The sequence below is a fragment of the Bacillus sp. RC242 genome, assembly GCF_044908245.1.
GTDB lineage: Bacteria > Bacillota > Bacilli > Bacillales > Bacillaceae_G > Bacillus_A > Bacillus_A mycoides.
Map to the genome: position 1 here is coordinate 1 of NZ_JBIYCZ010000032.1, position 14,925 is coordinate 14,925.

Genomic DNA, 14,925 nt, shown 5'->3' on the forward strand with positions numbered 1-14,925 from the left:
AGGATCAAACTCTCCAATAAAGTTAGTTTGTCTAGCATCTAAAAATAAAAATTGACGTTTCACGTTGTTTGTTTCGTTTAGTTTTCAAAGTTCAATGCCGCGTTTCAGCGACTTTTATAATTTAACATTTTGACTTGAATCTGTCAACAACTTTTTTCTTTCGTTCCTGACGACGCTTATTAATTTATCATATTACTAATCGATAAGTCAACGCTTTTTTAAAAAATGCCAAAATAAATTTATCTTGGCATTATATACAGCTTAATAATCACTAATGCAGCAACACCTGGCACCCCTAATAAACTTGATACTGTAGCTGTGCCCATGTTAATTGGAATATGAAAATCGAAATATGTCCCTGCAACATTCACAATAAATAGTAACGCTATACCTAAAGTGACATGAAAGAGTGCTTTCCCTATAAAACGTATTGGTTTAGCAGAAACACCAAAAACAAGAAAAATAAAAACCAAAGCAAGAATGCCAACAATAATAATTGTAGAATTCATTTTTTCCTCCTTATGAATGACCTATACATATCCATTTGTATGGGACAAGACAAGAAAAAAGAACATCTATAACATAACTCCTACCACTTCGTATTTATAACCTTTAATCAGTAATATTTCTTCTAAGTGCTAACAATTAGATACAACTAATTCCATTCCCACTTTTTCTTTCTCATTTTTATATCCCAAAAATAAAGTAGCCCTGTTACTCACAAATAAATCGATAAAAAGCAAAAGGTCCCGCTTTAAAAAGCAGGACCTTTTACCATTGTTCCATTTTCACAGGACGACGTTTTGCTTCTTTTAACAAGAAAAAATATTTCGCCTCTGCTATTTTTAAAGAACAAAGTACATCTTGAGACGGCTCAACACTTTGTTCAACCAGTCTCTTCTGACGTAGCCATTCATTCTTTACCTTTTCTAATAATACAATTAACTTATCGTCATACTCTTTACGCAACTTACCCTTTTTTTGAAAGAACATTTTCCCTTCTCCTCTTATATCTCTCTACGGCCTTCTAAAGCTTTCGATAGTGTTACTTCATCTGCATATTCTAAATCTCCACCAACTGGCAGACCATGTGCAATACGAGTTACTTTAATTCCTGTTGGCTTTAAGAGGCGGGATATGTACATCGCTGTGGCTTCCCCTTCAATATTAGGGTTTGTTGCTAATATCACTTCTTGTACTGTTTCATCTTGCAGTCTCTTTAATAACTGCGGGATATTAATATCCTCTGGTCCAATTCCCTCCATTGGAGAAATGGCACCACGCAAAACATGATATACACCTTGGTATTCTTTCATTTTTTCCATCGCAATTACATCTTTCGGCTCTTGTACTACACAAACAACCGATTGATCCCTATGCGAATCGTCACAAATATAACAAGGATCGCGGTCAGTGATATGTCCGCACACAGAACAATACGCTAAATCTCGCTTTGCATTCACAAGTGCTTTCGCAAAACCTAGTACATCATCCTCTTTCATATCTAACACGAAGAATGCCAATCGAACCGCTGTTTTCGGTCCGATTCCTGGCAACTTCATAAAACTATCGATTAATTTTGATATCGGTTCTGGATAATGCATATATCAATATCCTCCTAGAACATTCCACCTGGTAAGTTCATGCCTTTTGTAAATTTGCCCATTGTAGAGTTTGAAAGTTCATCAACCTTTTTAAGTGCATCATTCGTTGCAGCTAATACTAAGTCTTGTAACATTTCGATATCTTCTGGATCTACAACTTCTTCTTTAATTTTCACTTCAAGAACTTGCTTATGACCATTTGCAATAACAGTAACCATTCCGCCGCCAGCTGTACCTTCAACTGTTTTTTCGCCAAGCTCTTCTTGCGCCTTCGCCATGTCTTTTTGCATCTTTTGCATTTGTTTCATCATGTTATTCATATTTCCCATTCCGCCACGCATCATAATTAATTCCTCCTCATTATTATTACTCTTTTATTTCAATAAGTTCTTGCCCTACTAATTTTACAGCCTCTTCTATAAGCGGATCTTCTTTTTGTTCTGGGCTTTCTTCAGAATCCCCGCCTTCGCGTTGTAAAAAGTCTTCACGAATTTTACCCCATTCACTTTTTGGGATAGCAATCATATTTAACCTTTTACTTAACAATTCAAAAAGAGTTTGTTCCAATGTATCCATCGCTTCTCGATTTTCACTAGCCATTTTGCAATGAATCTCATATTGAAATGCTAACACATAGGTATCATCCGAAGCCGCAACTGGTTCACTATTTTCTAATAAAACAGCAAATGCTACTTTGTTATGTGACTTGAGCCTTCCTAATAATTCGCCCCATACAGCTTTTAACTGTTCTAAATCTTGACGCTTCGCTTGCTTTAACACTTCATTCACACGTCCAACAGGAATTTTCATACTTCCTGTTCGTACCGGTTTTGGTGTTGCCCGCGTCTCTCTTACTTCCTGCTGCACACCAGCTGGCACGCCATTCTTTTTAACTTGCTCTAACTCTTTCTCCAGCTGCTGCATCCTGTTCATAATTGCTTGCAAACGATCTGCGCCGTTTGCTTGCATCATAAACTGCTGACACAGTTGCACCATAACAACTTCCAAGAATATTCTTGGATGGTTTGTCCACTTCATCTCCTGTTGTCCCTTACTAAGGGTATGAATAATTTCATAGATTACTTCCGGTTGCATTTCTTCACTTAACGTACGGAATTGATCATCTACAATTACCCGTTCCAACATATGTTCTAATTGTGGTGAAGTTTGATATAAAAGCATATCACGATAGTAGTAAATGAAATCCTCCATAAAGCGAACTGGATCTTTCCCTTTACTCATCATCTCATCTATAATACGTAACGCTCTTGATACATCATTTTCACGTATACATTCTACCAGGTCACCCAAATATCGCTGAGATACAGATCCTGTTACAGCTAAAACATCTTCACTCGTCACCGTCTCATCACTATAAGAAATAGCTTGATCAATAAGACTGAGCGCATCACGCATACCACCTTCGGCGGCACGCGCTACGATTTGTAACGCTTCATCTTCTACTTGCGTACCTTCATTTGTCACGACCGTCGATAATCTCTCAACGATATCATTTACTGATATCTTTCGAAACTCAAAACGCTGACAACGCGAAATAATTGTAGCTGGAATTTTATGCGGTTCTGTTGTCGCCAGAATAAAAATAACATGTCCTGGTGGCTCTTCTAAAGTTTTCAAAAGCGCATTAAAGGCACCCATAGAAAGCATGTGAACTTCATCAATAATGTATACTTTATATCCTACAGCACTTGGAGCATATTTTACTTTATCTCTTATATCTCGAATTTCATCTACACCGTTATTTGAAGCCGCATCAATTTCTAATACATCTGAAATAGACCCTTGTGTAATTCCTAAACAAGAAGGACATTCATTACAAGGTTCAGCTACCGGGGCGTGTTCACAGTTAATTGCCTTTGCAAATACTTTTGCAATTGTCGTTTTCCCTGTTCCCCTCGGACCCGAAAACAAATAAGCATGTGAAGCTTTCTCTTGAAGAAGGGCATTTTGCAACGTTTTTGTCACGTGCTTTTGACCGACTACATCTTCGAATTTTTGCGGTCTCCATGTTCGGTATAACGCTTGGTATGACACGAAAATACGGCCTCCCTCAAAGGTTATTATCTTATTTATTATAACCTATTCTGTTTATAGATTCCAAAAGTTATTTTCCATACAAAAAACTCACCTTTATATAAAGGTGAGTTTTGTATACATATATAACTGCCGTGCACCTTCTGTCGATTACGTACCATAAGCGTTACTCAAGCAGTTAGCTCGGTTCAGGCACTCCTGCGGCACACGAGAAAACCCGCTTATTGCTGCTTCCTTCCGGACCTGACAAGGTTCACGGGGTCCCGTTGCGCAGGACCCAAACGTCAACACCACTTACTTAAGGCAGACCTTACAGCAGCATAACCTCGAGAAGGGATTCAGCCTCGCTAGAGCGGATTGCGAGTATAGGGCACCGCTACCTCCCCGCTTAGCACGGCAAAGTTAAAACCAATATTCGGTTGCCTTGGATAAGGCATTATCAGTATAACTTGTTTTTTTACAAAATGCAAATACGTTAGTTACCATTACTTTTCTCTAGTTTTTTCACTTCTTTTCTTTTCTTACGAAGCTCCCTAAAAAAAATCGTTAACAACGTGCCACATTCCTCTTCAAGTACACCAGCCACTACTTCACACTGATGATTAAAACGCTCATCAGTTAAAAGATTCATCAACGTACCTGCACATCCACCTTTCGGATCGCTCGCACCATATACAACCCGTTTTATACGCGATAAAACAATTCCCCCTGCACACATTGGGCAAGGTTCTAATGTTACATATAACGTTGCATCTTCTAAACGCCATGTCCCTAATTTTTTGCAAGCTTCATCAATAGCTAAGAGCTCGGCGTGAGCTATTGATCTCTGTTCAGTTTCTCTTAAGTTATGTGCGACACTAATCACTTCACCATCTAGCACAATTACAGCACCAATTGGTACCTCTTGTATCGCCTCCGCCTTCTTCGCTTCCTCTATTGCTAACTGCATAAAATATATATCTCGCTCCATAATATAGTCCTTTCACCAAAAATAAAATACACTTTTTCATTTCTTGCAGGTGGGATAACTTTTACAAATTCAATCCAACCTAAAGAAGAAAGAGAGGGAATTACATATGAAAAATACTGCCTTACTCATTATCGATATGATTAATGATTTTCAATTCTCCCACGGACCCATCCTGGCACAGAAATGTGAAATTATAAAGAACCCCATTTTACAATTAAAGGACACCATGAAATCATTGGGCTATCCAATAATTTATGTCAATGATCACTATCAACTTTGGAGATCTGATATTGATCAACTTATCACTCATTGTACAAATGAGTATAGTAAAAATATTATCGAGGCCATTGCTCCGCATACTGACGATTATATTTTTATTAAACCACATTACTCTGCTTTTTATGAAACACCTTTGAATTCTTTATTAGGTTATTTAAAAATCGAAAATCTCATTTTAACAGGAATTGCCGGGAACATATGCATCCTTTTTACAGCTAATGATGCCCATATGAGAAATTATACACTTTATGTACCACGGGATTGCATCGCTTCTAATAACGAGCAAGATAATGAACATGCTTTAAAAATAATGGAAGCCACATTAAAGGCAAATATTGTACCGTCATCCCAAATAAAATTTAATTAATACATATCTATTTTCTAACTTTTTATATCAAATTAGTCCGCTCGCTCTCCTCTTGTGCTACAATAATTCTGTTTTGTGTTTTTAGTAGTCACGGTAAATCACTGATTGAAAGGAGGAAACAGCGTGACCGGAGTACCATTTATCACGGTTGAAGGACCAATTGGTGTTGGAAAAACTTCACTTGCGAAGGAACTTTCAACTCACATGCAACTCCACTTACTAAAAGAGATTGTTGATGAAAATCCTTTTTTAGGAAAATTCTACGAAGACATCGACGAATGGAGTTTTCAAACAGAGATGTTCTTTCTTTGTAATAGATACAAACAACTAGAGGATATTAACATAAAGTATTTGAATCAAAGAAAGCCTGTAGTAGCAGATTATCATATATTTAAAAATTTAATTTTTGCATCCCGTACATTAAAAGATTCTCAATATGATAAATACATGCAAATTTATCGCATTCTTACGCAAGATATGCCTGTACCAAATGTCATCGTTTATTTAACAGCAAGCCTAGAAACATTACAAAAACGAATTGCCATGCGCGGAAGAGAATTCGAAAAAAATATGGATCCAAATTACTTGCTACAGCTTACAAAAGATTACGAAACAGCAATGGATGCTTTCAAAAAGGACCATCCGGATATTCCGGTATTAAAATTTAATGGAGACGATATGGATTTTGTAAGAAATCCTGATGATTTAAATGTCATCTTATCAGCTCTTCAAAATACTCTCTTGAAGGAGTCGAAATAACAATGAATTTAAGGCAAAAATATGATATACCAAATGATGCAGTTATCACTATTGCTGGAACAGTAGGTGTCGGTAAATCAACTATGACAACTGCATTGGCTAACGCTTTAGGTTATCGTACATCTTTTGAAAAAGTAGATTCCAACCCATATTTGGACAAGTTCTATGCTGATTTCACACGCTGGAGCTTTCACTTACAAGTTTACTTTTTAGCAGAACGATTTAAAGAACAAAAAAGAATTTTCGAATATGGCGGCGGTTTTGTTCAAGACCGTTCTATCTATGAGGACACTGGTATTTTCGCAAAAATGCATTACGAAAAGGGTACAATGACTGAAACTGATTATGAAACATACAAAGGTTTATTTGATGCTATGGTCATGACTCCTTACTTCCCTCATCCAGACTTATTAATTTACCTAGAAGGTTCTTTTGATGATATTGTCGATCGTATTCAAGAACGAGGACGTCCCATGGAGCAGCAAACACCAATTGAATATTGGAAAGAGATGCATGGACGTTACGATAACTGGATTAATAACTTTAATTCATGCCCTGTTTTACGATTAAACATTAATGAATACGATATTTTAAAAGATGGCGATTCAATCGAACCAATCATTAAAAAAATTGGACATTTTTTAAAACAAACACGTAAACTTGTAAAATAAAAAACCCGTGCATATGCACGGGTTTTCCTATGAAATTACTTTTTCTTTTTTGTCGGAGCAATAATTTCACTCTCTGGCTTTCCTGCATTAATACGCTGACGAACAGTACTCGTACTAATATCATATGTTTCAGCAATCTCTTTAACAGTCAATTCTTTCCCATTAATTACTGCTGTTAGTAATTTCCCTGTACGTTTTGGAGTTACTTCTTTTTGCACAGCTGGTTTTTCAGCTTCTTTTGGTACCTCTACTTTTTTTGCAACCTGTTTTACATCACAAGTGCAACCACAAAGTTTACGGAATGTATCATCACTTATAATGCGCGACACATTTGCACCACTGTTTAAAATTCTATTGTTCTTACAGACAGGACATTGTACATAATATAAAGTTTTTCCATCTAAAGGAAACGTTTGTATAATAAGATCCATGTTAACTCCTTTCATATCTATGAAGATAATCATCGGAATATGAGTGTGTAATAAGGACACTATATCCTTACATCATACTTTATGATTGGTTTTAAAATAAAAACTCGTTACGTGTTGGTAACGAGTTCTCCAATCTCCACTTATATGCGCTGTTGTCAATTATATCTGGAGGAGGTAGAGGGATTCGAACCCCCGCGCGACTCTCGCCGCCTGTCGGTTTTCAAGACCGATCCCTTCAGCCAGACTTGGGTATACCTCCATATTGACATCAAATATAATATCAAAAGAAAAACAGTTAGTCAACCCTACTATAATAAATTATGAGGAAAGGAAAATTTTACTTCCCCTCTCCTTTATGACACTGCTGACAACGTCCATAATTACCAATCACTCATACCGATGAATGTTTTAACTTATTTAATAACTGTTTTTCCTCCCATATAAGGGCGAAGAACTTCTGGAATTATAATTGTACCATCTTCTTGTTGGTAGTTCTCTAAAATAGCTGCCACTGTACGTCCAATTGCAAGACCAGATCCATTTAGTGTATGAACATGTTCCGGTTTGCCATTTGGCTCACGACGGAAACGGATATTCGCGCGTCTCGCTTGGAATGCCTCAAAATTACTACAAGAAGAAATTTCACGATATGTACCATAGCTTGGAATCCATACTTCAATATCGTATTTCTTCGCTGCTGTAAATCCTAAATCTCCTGTACACATGCTCATAACGCGATATGGCAACTCTAATAATTGTAACACGCGCTCTGCATCATTTGTTAATTTTTCTAACTCTTCGTAAGAATCTTCTGGTTTCACGAACTTAACAAGTTCAACTTTATTAAATTGGTGTTGGCGAATTAAACCACGTGTATCACGACCAGCTGAACCTGCTTCAGAACGGAAGCATGAGCTAAACGCAGCATATCGTATCGGCAATTGCTCTTTACTCACAATCTCATCACGATGCATATTCGTTACAGGTACTTCAGCTGTTGGGATTAGGAAATAATCTTCACTTTCAATACGGAATGCATCTTCTTCAAACTTCGGAAGTTGTCCTGTTCCTGTCATACTTGCACGGTTTACCATATAAGGAGGCAATACTTCCTCATATCCATGCTCATCAGTATGAAGGTCAAGCATAAAGCTAATCAAAGCACGTTCTAATCTTGCACCAGCACCTTTGTAAAATACAAATCGGCTTCCTGTTACTTTCCCAGCACGTTCAAAATCTAAAATCCCTAAATCAGTAGCAAGATCCCAATGTGGTTTTGGCTCATAAGTAAATTCTTTCACTTCTCCCCAAGTACGTGCTACTACGTTATCATCCTCTGTTTCACCTATTGGAGCAGATTCATGAGGGATATTTGGGATAGATAGCATTAATCTTTCTAAATCTTCTTCAACTGTACGAAGCTCATTATCAAGATCTTTTACTTTTTCCCCAACTTCACGCATTTCTAGAATTAGAGCTTCCGCATCTTTCTTTTCACGCTTTAATACTGAAATTTGTTGAGATACTTCGTTACGTTTACTTTTTAGTTCTTCTGTTTGAACAAGTAGCTCTCTTCTTCTCGTATCAAGTTCTTCAAAGCGACCAAAATCCGTTAAATCTTCGCCTCTATGCTGTAATTTTGCTTTTACTTCTTCAAAATTCGTACGTAAAAATTTAATATCAAGCATTATATACTCCTCCTTTTATTTTATAAAACACAAAAAACTCCCGTCCCTATACAAAGGGACGGGAGTTAACCCGCGTTGCCACCCTAGTTGAAAGCATTACCGCTTTCCTCTCAAGTAGAAATAACGGCTCTTCACCGGGAATGTTTACTAATCAAAAGATATTCCACATTCCATTCCAGGATGGATTCACAAACTGTTTCTATCGATTTCCACCAACCATCGACTCTCTATAAGAAACAACATTTGTTACTACTTCCTATCAACACGCTTATTTTATAAAATTGTTATCATCAATTTACTATAATCTTATACAAGTTGCAAGTTACTTATACAACTTTTTTCATTTTCGCTTCTTTTACCATTTCTACAAAGTATGCTGTTACACGATGATCATCCGTTAATTCCGGATGGAAAGAAGCAGCTAAAAACGGCCCTTGCCTTACCGCTACTATTCGCTCGCCATGCATAGAAAGTACTTCAACATCATCAGCTACATTTACAACATACGGAGCACGGATAAATACACCAACAAAGTCTTCTCCCACACCTTTCATTGAAAGTGCAGCTTCAAAACTATCTTTTTGGCGTCCGAACGCATTGCGCTCAACCGTAATATCCATAGCACCAATATGTGCTTCTTCATAGCCAATAAGTGTTTTCGCAAGAAGAATCATTCCTGCACATGTACCAAACATTGGTTTACCAGACTTCGCAAATGTACGAAGAGGCTCCATGAAAGCATACTTATCAATAAGACGGCGCATTGTTGTACTTTCACCGCCTGGTAAAATAAGACCATCAATCTCTTCAAGTTGCTCTATACGCTTTACAACAACAGCTTCTGCACCACTTGCCTCAACTGATTTTACATGCTCACGAACTGCACCTTGAAGACCTAGTACACCGATTTTCACCATTTTAAAGATCTCCTTTAATTACCATCCACGCTCTTGCATGCGTTGTTCTGGTAATAACGTTGAAATTTCGATACCTTTCATTGCATTACCTAATCCTTTAGAAAGGCTTGCAATTAGTTCGTAATCTTCATAATGAGTCGTTGCTTCAACGATTGCACGTGCAAATTTCTCTGGGTTCTCTGATTTGAAGATACCAGATCCAACAAATACACCATCAGCACCAAGTTGCATCATTAACGCTGCATCTGCTGGTGTTGCTACACCACCTGCTGCAAAGTTTACAACTGGCAGGCGACCAAGGCGTTTAATTTCAAGTAGTACTTCATAAGGAGCACCAGTATTTTTTGCATATGTCATTAACTCATCTTCACGTAGACTTGCAACTTGACGGATTTCTGCATTGACTTGGCGCATATGACGCACTGCCTCTACAATGTTTCCTGTTCCGGGTTCACCTTTTGTACGAAGCATAGCTGCACCTTCTGCAATACGACGTGCAGCTTCTCCGATATCGCGGCAACCACATACAAACGGAACTGTGTAATCACGTTTATTTAAATGGTATACTTCATCAGCAGGAGTCAATACTTCACTCTCATCGATATAGTCTACCCCTAATGATTCTAATACACGTGCTTCTACAAGGTGACCGATACGACATTTTGCCATAACCGGAATTGATACAGCACCCATAACTTCTTCAACAATTGTTGGATCTGCCATACGAGAAACGCCACCTGCTGCACGAATATCTGCAGGTACACGCTCTAATGCCATAACAGCAACTGCGCCTGCCTCTTCTGCAATCCTTGCTTGCTCAGCGTTAACTACGTCCATAATAACGCCGCCTTTTTGCATTTCTGCCATTCCACGTTTTACACGTTCTGTCCCTGTTACATTTGTCATGTACAAAAACCCCCCTAGGTGAATTGCTTTCCCCGTTAAAGAAGAAAATTAAGAATACTCTTACATTCTACCACTAACTATCTGATGCTTGTCTACTACTTTTTCATAAAGTCGGTATGAAAAATAGGAATAAGAAAAAGCTCCTACAATGAGGAGCTTTTAAAACCAACCTTTTACTGTATCAATAGCACCATTCCACATACCACTAAAGAAAGAACCAATTCCGCGCATAGAACGTGTAAACCAGCCTGCCTCTTCTACTTCAGATTTTGTTACAAGGTCTACTTGTAATGATTTTCCTGATAAAAATCCAGGATCATTACTATCTTTAGACGTTACAACCATTTGTCCAAGTGCAACTCCCTTTTTCAGAGGTGCTTCTTGTCCCTTATTTCCTTCTTTAAATTCTGTTTTATAAACATCTTTACTTCCCTTTGGCACCGGAAGTGAAACAGCTTGCTTCGTTTGAACTGCTACATCTTTATCTTTCGCATTTTCAACTCTTACTGTTTCTTTTCCTTTGACCGAAGAACCTTTTTCATACATTTTCTTCATTTCAAAGTTAGCAAAGCCATAATCATATAATTTCTTCGTCTCATCGAAACGCGCTGTATGAGAACTTGTTTTAATAACTACAGAAATAAAACGCATACCATTTCGTTCAACCGTACCAGTGAAGCAGTCCCCTGCTTCTGGAGTTGATCCTGTTTTTAGACCATCTACTCCGTCATATTCTTTAACTAAACCCTTTAACATCCAGTTCCAGTTCGACATCCCAAATTTCTCTTTTTCGGGACGGAAAACTTTTTTCGGGATTTTTGCTGTATCTAACACTTTTGGATAATCTTTAATTAAATGTTGCGCTAAAGTTGCAACATCCTTCGCAGACATTTTATTTTCTTCATCCGGTGTTGTACCTTCAGGATGCATCCCTTTTAAATCTTTGTTCGTTAAACCCGTAGAATTAACAAATTTATAATTTTTCAATCCTAGTTCTTTCGCTTTATCATTCATCATTTTTACGAAATCTACTTCTTTACCTGCAATTGCTTCTGCTAATGCAATTGTTGCACCATTTGCAGAAAAGATTGCCATTGCCTCGTATAACTCTTTTACTGTATACAGGCCACCATTTTCTAATGCAACATTTGATAATGAAGCATCTTGTGAAATCTTATATGCATATTCAGAAACCTTAATTTTTTGATCCCACTTAAGTTTTCCTTTATCCACTGCTTCATGAACTAAATATTCACTCATCATCTTTGTCATACTAGCAATTGATAATAATTCATCTGCATTCTTTTGATATACAATTTTCCCAGAATTCGCTTCAACTAAAATCGCTGCACCCGCTTCAATGTTTAAAGCAGCTCCTGTTTCTGCTGATGCATTGCTATATGGTGCAAACACGCCAAAAGCTAGTGTAAGCACTGTTACCAACGCAATGAATCTTTTGCAAAACATACCTTTCACTTTTGCTACCCCCAATATCTATGTACTCACATAACCGTTATTCTAACATAATCAAAAAAAAATAGACAGAGATATCAAATCTCCGTCTATTTACATATAAGACATTATAATGAGTAGTTTGGAGCCTCTTTTGTAATCTGTACGTGATGAGGGTGGCTTTCACGTAAACCAGCACCCGACATACGAATGAACTGCGCATTCTCACGTAAGAATTCTAAATCCTGTGCTCCGCAGTATCCCATACCTGCACGTAATCCACCAACTAATTGATGAACTGTATCTGCTAAAGGTCCTTTATATGGTACCCGTCCTTCAATACCTTCTGGAACAAGTTTTTTGTTTCCTTCTTGGAAGTAGCGATCTTTACTTCCTTTTTCCATTGCTCCAACAGAACCCATACCACGATATACTTTAAATTGACGACCCTGGTAAATTTCAGTTTCTCCAGGGCTTTCAGCTACACCAGCGAACATACTACCTAGCATAACAACGTGTGCTCCTGCTGCTAAAGCTTTAACCATATCACCAGAGTACTTAACACCGCCATCTGCAATAACTGGAATGCCGTATTTACGGGCTTCAGTTGCACAATCATAAACTGCTGTTAATTGTGGTACACCAACCCCAGCTACAACACGCGTTGTACAAATAGATCCTGGTCCAATACCAACTTTAACTACATTTGCACCAGCTTCAATTAATGCTTTTGTTGCTTCAGCTGTAGCAACATTACCAGCAATAATATTTAGTGCTGGATATTTCGCGCGAACTTCTTTTACTTTTTCAATAACACCTTGAGAATGTCCATGAGCTGTATCAAGTACAATTGCATCTACACTCGCTTTTACTAATGCATCGATACGAAGCATTGCATCAGCCGTTACACCAACTGCTGCTCCAACCAATAAGCGTCCTTGCTTATCCTTTGCAGAGTTTGGAAATTCAATTACTTTTTCAATATCTTTTATTGTAATAAGCCCTTGTAATACACCGCTATTATCAACAAGAGGGAGCTTTTCAATTTTATACTTTTGTAAGATCTTTTCAGCTTCTCCTAGTGTAGTACCAACTGGGGCTGTAATTAACTGTTCTTTTGTCATTACGTCAGAAATTTTGATTGAGTAGTCTTGGATGAAACGCATATCACGGTTTGTAATAATACCAACTAATTTTCGCTCATCTAAATTATTTACAACTGGTACACCTGAGATACGGTATTTTCCCATAAGATGTTCCGCATCATATACTTGATGTTCTGGAGTTAAAAAGAATGGATCTGAAATAACGCCGCTTTCAGAGCGTTTTACTTTGTCAACTTGCTCTGCCTGGTGCTCAATAGACATATTCTTATGAATGATTCCTAAACCGCCTTGACGAGCCATTGCAATAGCCATATCGGCTTCTGTTACTGTATCCATTCCTGCACTAATTAACGGGATGTTTAACTGTAAGCTTTCAGATAAAACTGTTTTAACACTTACTTCTCTTGGTAATATATCTGATCTTGCTGGTACAAGTAATACATCATCAAAAGTCAAACCTTCTTTAACAAATTTAGATTCCCACATAATTGTTCCCCCCATGATACCAGAAATTATTATTAGTAGCTTATCAATTGGTTAAAATACTGTCAAGAAAGTATAAATATGTTAGAATTTTTAGATAATAAAAGGAGCGTAATATATGCATCATACACCTTGTGCTTGGCAGCAGTTAAGTTTCTTCTTTTCGTCTCAAAACGTACAACATTATCTTGCCCGTTGTTATGAAAAATCCTCGATTCAGGATGCCGAAAAAAAAAGTTTTGAAAATTGTTATCCATTTATTTATTACTTAGAACACGGTAAAAATTATTATGAATTATATAAAACAGCGCCATTTTCCATTCAGCCAATGCTGTTATTTTATGGGATGGGGCAACTTTTTAAAGCCTGTTTATTAACTATTGATCCAAACTATCCAGAATCAACAACTGTTTTAGCACATGGAGTGACAACCCGTAAACGAAAAAAACAAGGATATCAATTTTTAGAAGATGAAGTGAAAATACAGAAAAATGGACTATTTACTCACGCGGCAGAACAACTGTTTCACATGAAACACTTAGAAACAGAAAAGTTTAATATGTTAGAGCTAATGGGAAAAATCCCTGAATTACAACATTTATTTCGCTATAGTCAAAAAGGAACAACATTATATAAAATTGATTCAACAAATAAAAATGAACTCTCGTTTTCAGTCAACATACTAGATCGACTACATATGACCAAAGAGAGATTTTCTCGTTACATCGAAACAGCTTGTAAGCATTTATCAATACAACACGTAACTGAGAAAAACAATGAATTAAATGTGTTTTTTTCAGCACCTATTCAATCATGGAATCCTATGTATAGCACACCTTTATACTATGAGCATCTTACTGACACTTATTATTTACCACTTACGACTGACCCTAGAAACTCTAAGCCAGTGTTGCCTGAGCTTCTTGTTCATTATTTATTGCTCTATAATTTAAGTATGATTTCTAGGTATGAAACAGATTGGTGGTATGACTTACTTGGAAGCTATGGATCTGAAGATTATCCGTTTATTTATCAATTTCTCAATATTTCTGCTCAAAAAATCCCTTACTATATTTCAGCATTTTTACTAATGGAATCCAACCTATTTCATGGGAAATAAAAAAACACGAGTCAAATGACTCGTGTTTTTATCTTGCTTGGCGACGTCCTACTCTCACAGGGACAAGGTCCCAACTACCATCGGCGCTAGAGAGCTTAACTTCCGTGTTCGGTATGG

At 37.2% G+C, this 14,925-nt stretch carries 16 protein-coding genes, 1 tRNA gene, 1 rRNA gene, 1 other RNA gene and 1 other annotated feature; of the genes, 4 read left to right on the forward strand and 15 right to left on the reverse strand.

Annotated features, from left to right (window positions below; genetic code table 11):
• Positions 1 to 239 precede the first annotated feature (239 nt).
• The 7 genes from ABH957_RS28965 to tadA form a co-directional block, all read right to left on the reverse strand.
• The gene (locus ABH957_RS28965) at positions 240 to 509 is read right to left on the reverse strand and encodes a pro-sigmaK processing inhibitor BofA family protein (protein ID WP_002063354.1); all 270 of its coding nucleotides are present in this window, start codon (positions 507 to 509) and stop codon (positions 240 to 242) included.
• 262 nt (positions 510 to 771) lie between these two features.
• Positions 772 to 993, reverse strand: a complete 222-nt coding sequence (locus tag ABH957_RS28970) for a YaaL family protein (RefSeq protein ID WP_002009631.1) — start codon at positions 991 to 993, stop codon at positions 772 to 774.
• A gap of 14 nt (positions 994 to 1,007) precedes the next feature.
• Positions 1,008 to 1,604, reverse strand: coding sequence for a recombination protein RecR (gene recR, locus ABH957_RS28975; RefSeq protein WP_002009629.1), 597 nt, complete (start codon positions 1,602 to 1,604; stop codon positions 1,008 to 1,010).
• 14 nt (positions 1,605 to 1,618) lie between these two features.
• Entirely contained in the window at positions 1,619 to 1,945 is a 327-nt protein-coding gene (locus ABH957_RS28980; RefSeq protein ID WP_170935248.1) for a YbaB/EbfC family nucleoid-associated protein, read from the reverse strand.
• Between the two features lie 25 nt (positions 1,946 to 1,970).
• Positions 1,971 to 3,659, reverse strand: a complete 1,689-nt coding sequence (gene dnaX / locus ABH957_RS28985; RefSeq protein WP_002029302.1) for a DNA polymerase III subunit gamma/tau — start codon at positions 3,657 to 3,659, stop codon at positions 1,971 to 1,973.
• Between the two features lie 132 nt (positions 3,660 to 3,791).
• An RNA gene (gene ffs, locus ABH957_RS28990) (signal recognition particle sRNA large type) lies at positions 3,792 to 4,056 on the reverse strand.
• A 78-nt stretch (positions 4,057 to 4,134) separates the two neighbouring features.
• Positions 4,135 to 4,629, reverse strand: coding sequence for a tRNA adenosine(34) deaminase TadA (gene tadA, locus ABH957_RS28995; RefSeq protein WP_002063356.1), 495 nt, complete (start codon positions 4,627 to 4,629; stop codon positions 4,135 to 4,137).
• Positions 4,630 to 4,735: 106 nt separating this feature from the next.
• On the opposite strand from tadA, the gene ABH957_RS29000 reads away from it, so the two are divergent.
• The 3 genes from ABH957_RS29000 to ABH957_RS29010 all read left to right on the forward strand — a co-directional run bounded on the left by ABH957_RS29000 (position 4,736) and on the right by ABH957_RS29010 (position 6,705).
• The gene (locus ABH957_RS29000) at positions 4,736 to 5,275 is read left to right on the forward strand and encodes a cysteine hydrolase family protein (RefSeq protein ID WP_002130738.1); all 540 of its coding nucleotides are present in this window, start codon (positions 4,736 to 4,738) and stop codon (positions 5,273 to 5,275) included.
• 123 nt (positions 5,276 to 5,398) lie between these two features.
• Entirely contained in the window at positions 5,399 to 6,034 is a 636-nt protein-coding gene (locus ABH957_RS29005; RefSeq protein ID WP_002009621.1) for a deoxynucleoside kinase, read from the forward strand.
• A 2-nt stretch (positions 6,035 to 6,036) separates the two neighbouring features.
• Positions 6,037 to 6,705, forward strand: a complete 669-nt coding sequence (locus tag ABH957_RS29010) for a deoxynucleoside kinase (RefSeq protein WP_002009620.1) — start codon at positions 6,037 to 6,039, stop codon at positions 6,703 to 6,705.
• A gap of 35 nt (positions 6,706 to 6,740) precedes the next feature.
• On the opposite strand, the gene ABH957_RS29015 is transcribed toward ABH957_RS29010, so the two are convergent.
• The 7 genes from ABH957_RS29015 to guaB all read right to left on the reverse strand — a co-directional run bounded on the left by ABH957_RS29015 (position 6,741) and on the right by guaB (position 13,691).
• Positions 6,741 to 7,136, reverse strand: a complete 396-nt coding sequence (locus ABH957_RS29015) for a sigma factor-like helix-turn-helix DNA-binding protein (protein WP_002029297.1) — start codon at positions 7,134 to 7,136, stop codon at positions 6,741 to 6,743.
• A 166-nt stretch (positions 7,137 to 7,302) separates the two neighbouring features.
• Positions 7,303 to 7,395, reverse strand: a tRNA-Ser gene (locus tag ABH957_RS29020).
• Between the two features lie 154 nt (positions 7,396 to 7,549).
• Positions 7,550 to 8,824 (reverse strand): serine--tRNA ligase, encoded by a 1,275-nt coding sequence (gene serS, locus ABH957_RS29025; protein WP_002009617.1) that lies wholly within the window; start codon positions 8,822 to 8,824, stop codon positions 7,550 to 7,552.
• A 51-nt stretch (positions 8,825 to 8,875) separates the two neighbouring features.
• Positions 8,876 to 9,096, reverse strand: a binding site (T-box leader).
• 54 nt (positions 9,097 to 9,150) lie between these two features.
• A complete protein-coding gene (pdxT, locus tag ABH957_RS29030; protein ID WP_367961776.1) occupies positions 9,151 to 9,741 on the reverse strand; it encodes a pyridoxal 5'-phosphate synthase glutaminase subunit PdxT in 591 nt (196 codons plus the stop codon).
• 18 nt (positions 9,742 to 9,759) lie between these two features.
• Positions 9,760 to 10,647 carry a pyridoxal 5'-phosphate synthase lyase subunit PdxS gene (gene pdxS, locus ABH957_RS29035; RefSeq protein WP_002009615.1) on the reverse strand — a complete coding sequence of 296 codons (888 nt, stop codon included), beginning with the start codon at positions 10,645 to 10,647 and terminating at the stop codon, positions 9,760 to 9,762.
• A gap of 159 nt (positions 10,648 to 10,806) precedes the next feature.
• Complete coding sequence (locus ABH957_RS29040; protein ID WP_131248078.1) at positions 10,807 to 12,114, reverse strand: serine hydrolase; 1,308 nt, start codon at positions 12,112 to 12,114, stop codon at positions 10,807 to 10,809.
• 113 nt (positions 12,115 to 12,227) lie between these two features.
• Positions 12,228 to 13,691, reverse strand: coding sequence for an IMP dehydrogenase (gene guaB, locus ABH957_RS29045; protein WP_002091619.1), 1,464 nt, complete (start codon positions 13,689 to 13,691; stop codon positions 12,228 to 12,230).
• Positions 13,692 to 13,806: 115 nt separating this feature from the next.
• Here guaB and ABH957_RS29050 point away from each other — a divergent pair, with 115 nt between their 5' ends.
• Positions 13,807 to 14,808: a YaaC family protein gene (locus ABH957_RS29050; protein WP_404512850.1), complete on the forward strand. Its 1,002-nt coding sequence runs from the start codon at positions 13,807 to 13,809 to the stop codon at positions 14,806 to 14,808.
• A 35-nt stretch (positions 14,809 to 14,843) separates the two neighbouring features.
• Here ABH957_RS29050 and rrf read toward each other — a convergent pair.
• Positions 14,844 to 14,925, reverse strand: a 5S ribosomal RNA gene (rrf, locus tag ABH957_RS29510); the annotation flags it as partial.

Coding starts and splice junctions, on each gene's coding strand:
- ABH957_RS29000 (WP_002130738.1), top strand. CDS start 4,736: ATGAAAAATACTGCCTTACTCATTATCGATATGATTAATGATTTTCAA.
- serS (WP_002009617.1), bottom strand. CDS start 8,824: ATGCTTGATATTAAATTTTTACGTACGAATTTTGAAGAAGTAAAAGCA.
- ABH957_RS29010 (WP_002009620.1), top strand. CDS start 6,037: ATGAATTTAAGGCAAAAATATGATATACCAAATGATGCAGTTATCACT.
- pdxS (WP_002009615.1), bottom strand. CDS start 10,647: ATGACAAATGTAACAGGGACAGAACGTGTAAAACGTGGAATGGCAGAA.
- guaB (WP_002091619.1), bottom strand. CDS start 13,691: ATGTGGGAATCTAAATTTGTTAAAGAAGGTTTGACTTTTGATGATGTA.
- recR (WP_002009629.1), bottom strand. CDS start 1,604: ATGCATTATCCAGAACCGATATCAAAATTAATCGATAGTTTTATGAAG.
- ABH957_RS29050 (WP_404512850.1), top strand. CDS start 13,807: ATGCATCATACACCTTGTGCTTGGCAGCAGTTAAGTTTCTTCTTTTCG.
- ABH957_RS29015 (WP_002029297.1), bottom strand. CDS start 7,136: ATGGATCTTATTATACAAACGTTTCCTTTAGATGGAAAAACTTTATAT.
- ABH957_RS29040 (WP_131248078.1), bottom strand. CDS start 12,114: ATGTTTTGCAAAAGATTCATTGCGTTGGTAACAGTGCTTACACTAGCT.
- tadA (WP_002063356.1), bottom strand. CDS start 4,629: ATGGAGCGAGATATATATTTTATGCAGTTAGCAATAGAGGAAGCGAAG.
- pdxT (WP_367961776.1), bottom strand. CDS start 9,741: ATGGTGAAAATCGGTGTACTAGGTCTTCAAGGTGCAGTTCGTGAGCAT.
- ABH957_RS28965 (WP_002063354.1), bottom strand. CDS start 509: ATGAATTCTACAATTATTATTGTTGGCATTCTTGCTTTGGTTTTTATT.
- ABH957_RS28980 (WP_170935248.1), bottom strand. CDS start 1,945: ATGCGTGGCGGAATGGGAAATATGAATAACATGATGAAACAAATGCAA.
- ABH957_RS28970 (WP_002009631.1), bottom strand. CDS start 993: ATGTTCTTTCAAAAAAAGGGTAAGTTGCGTAAAGAGTATGACGATAAG.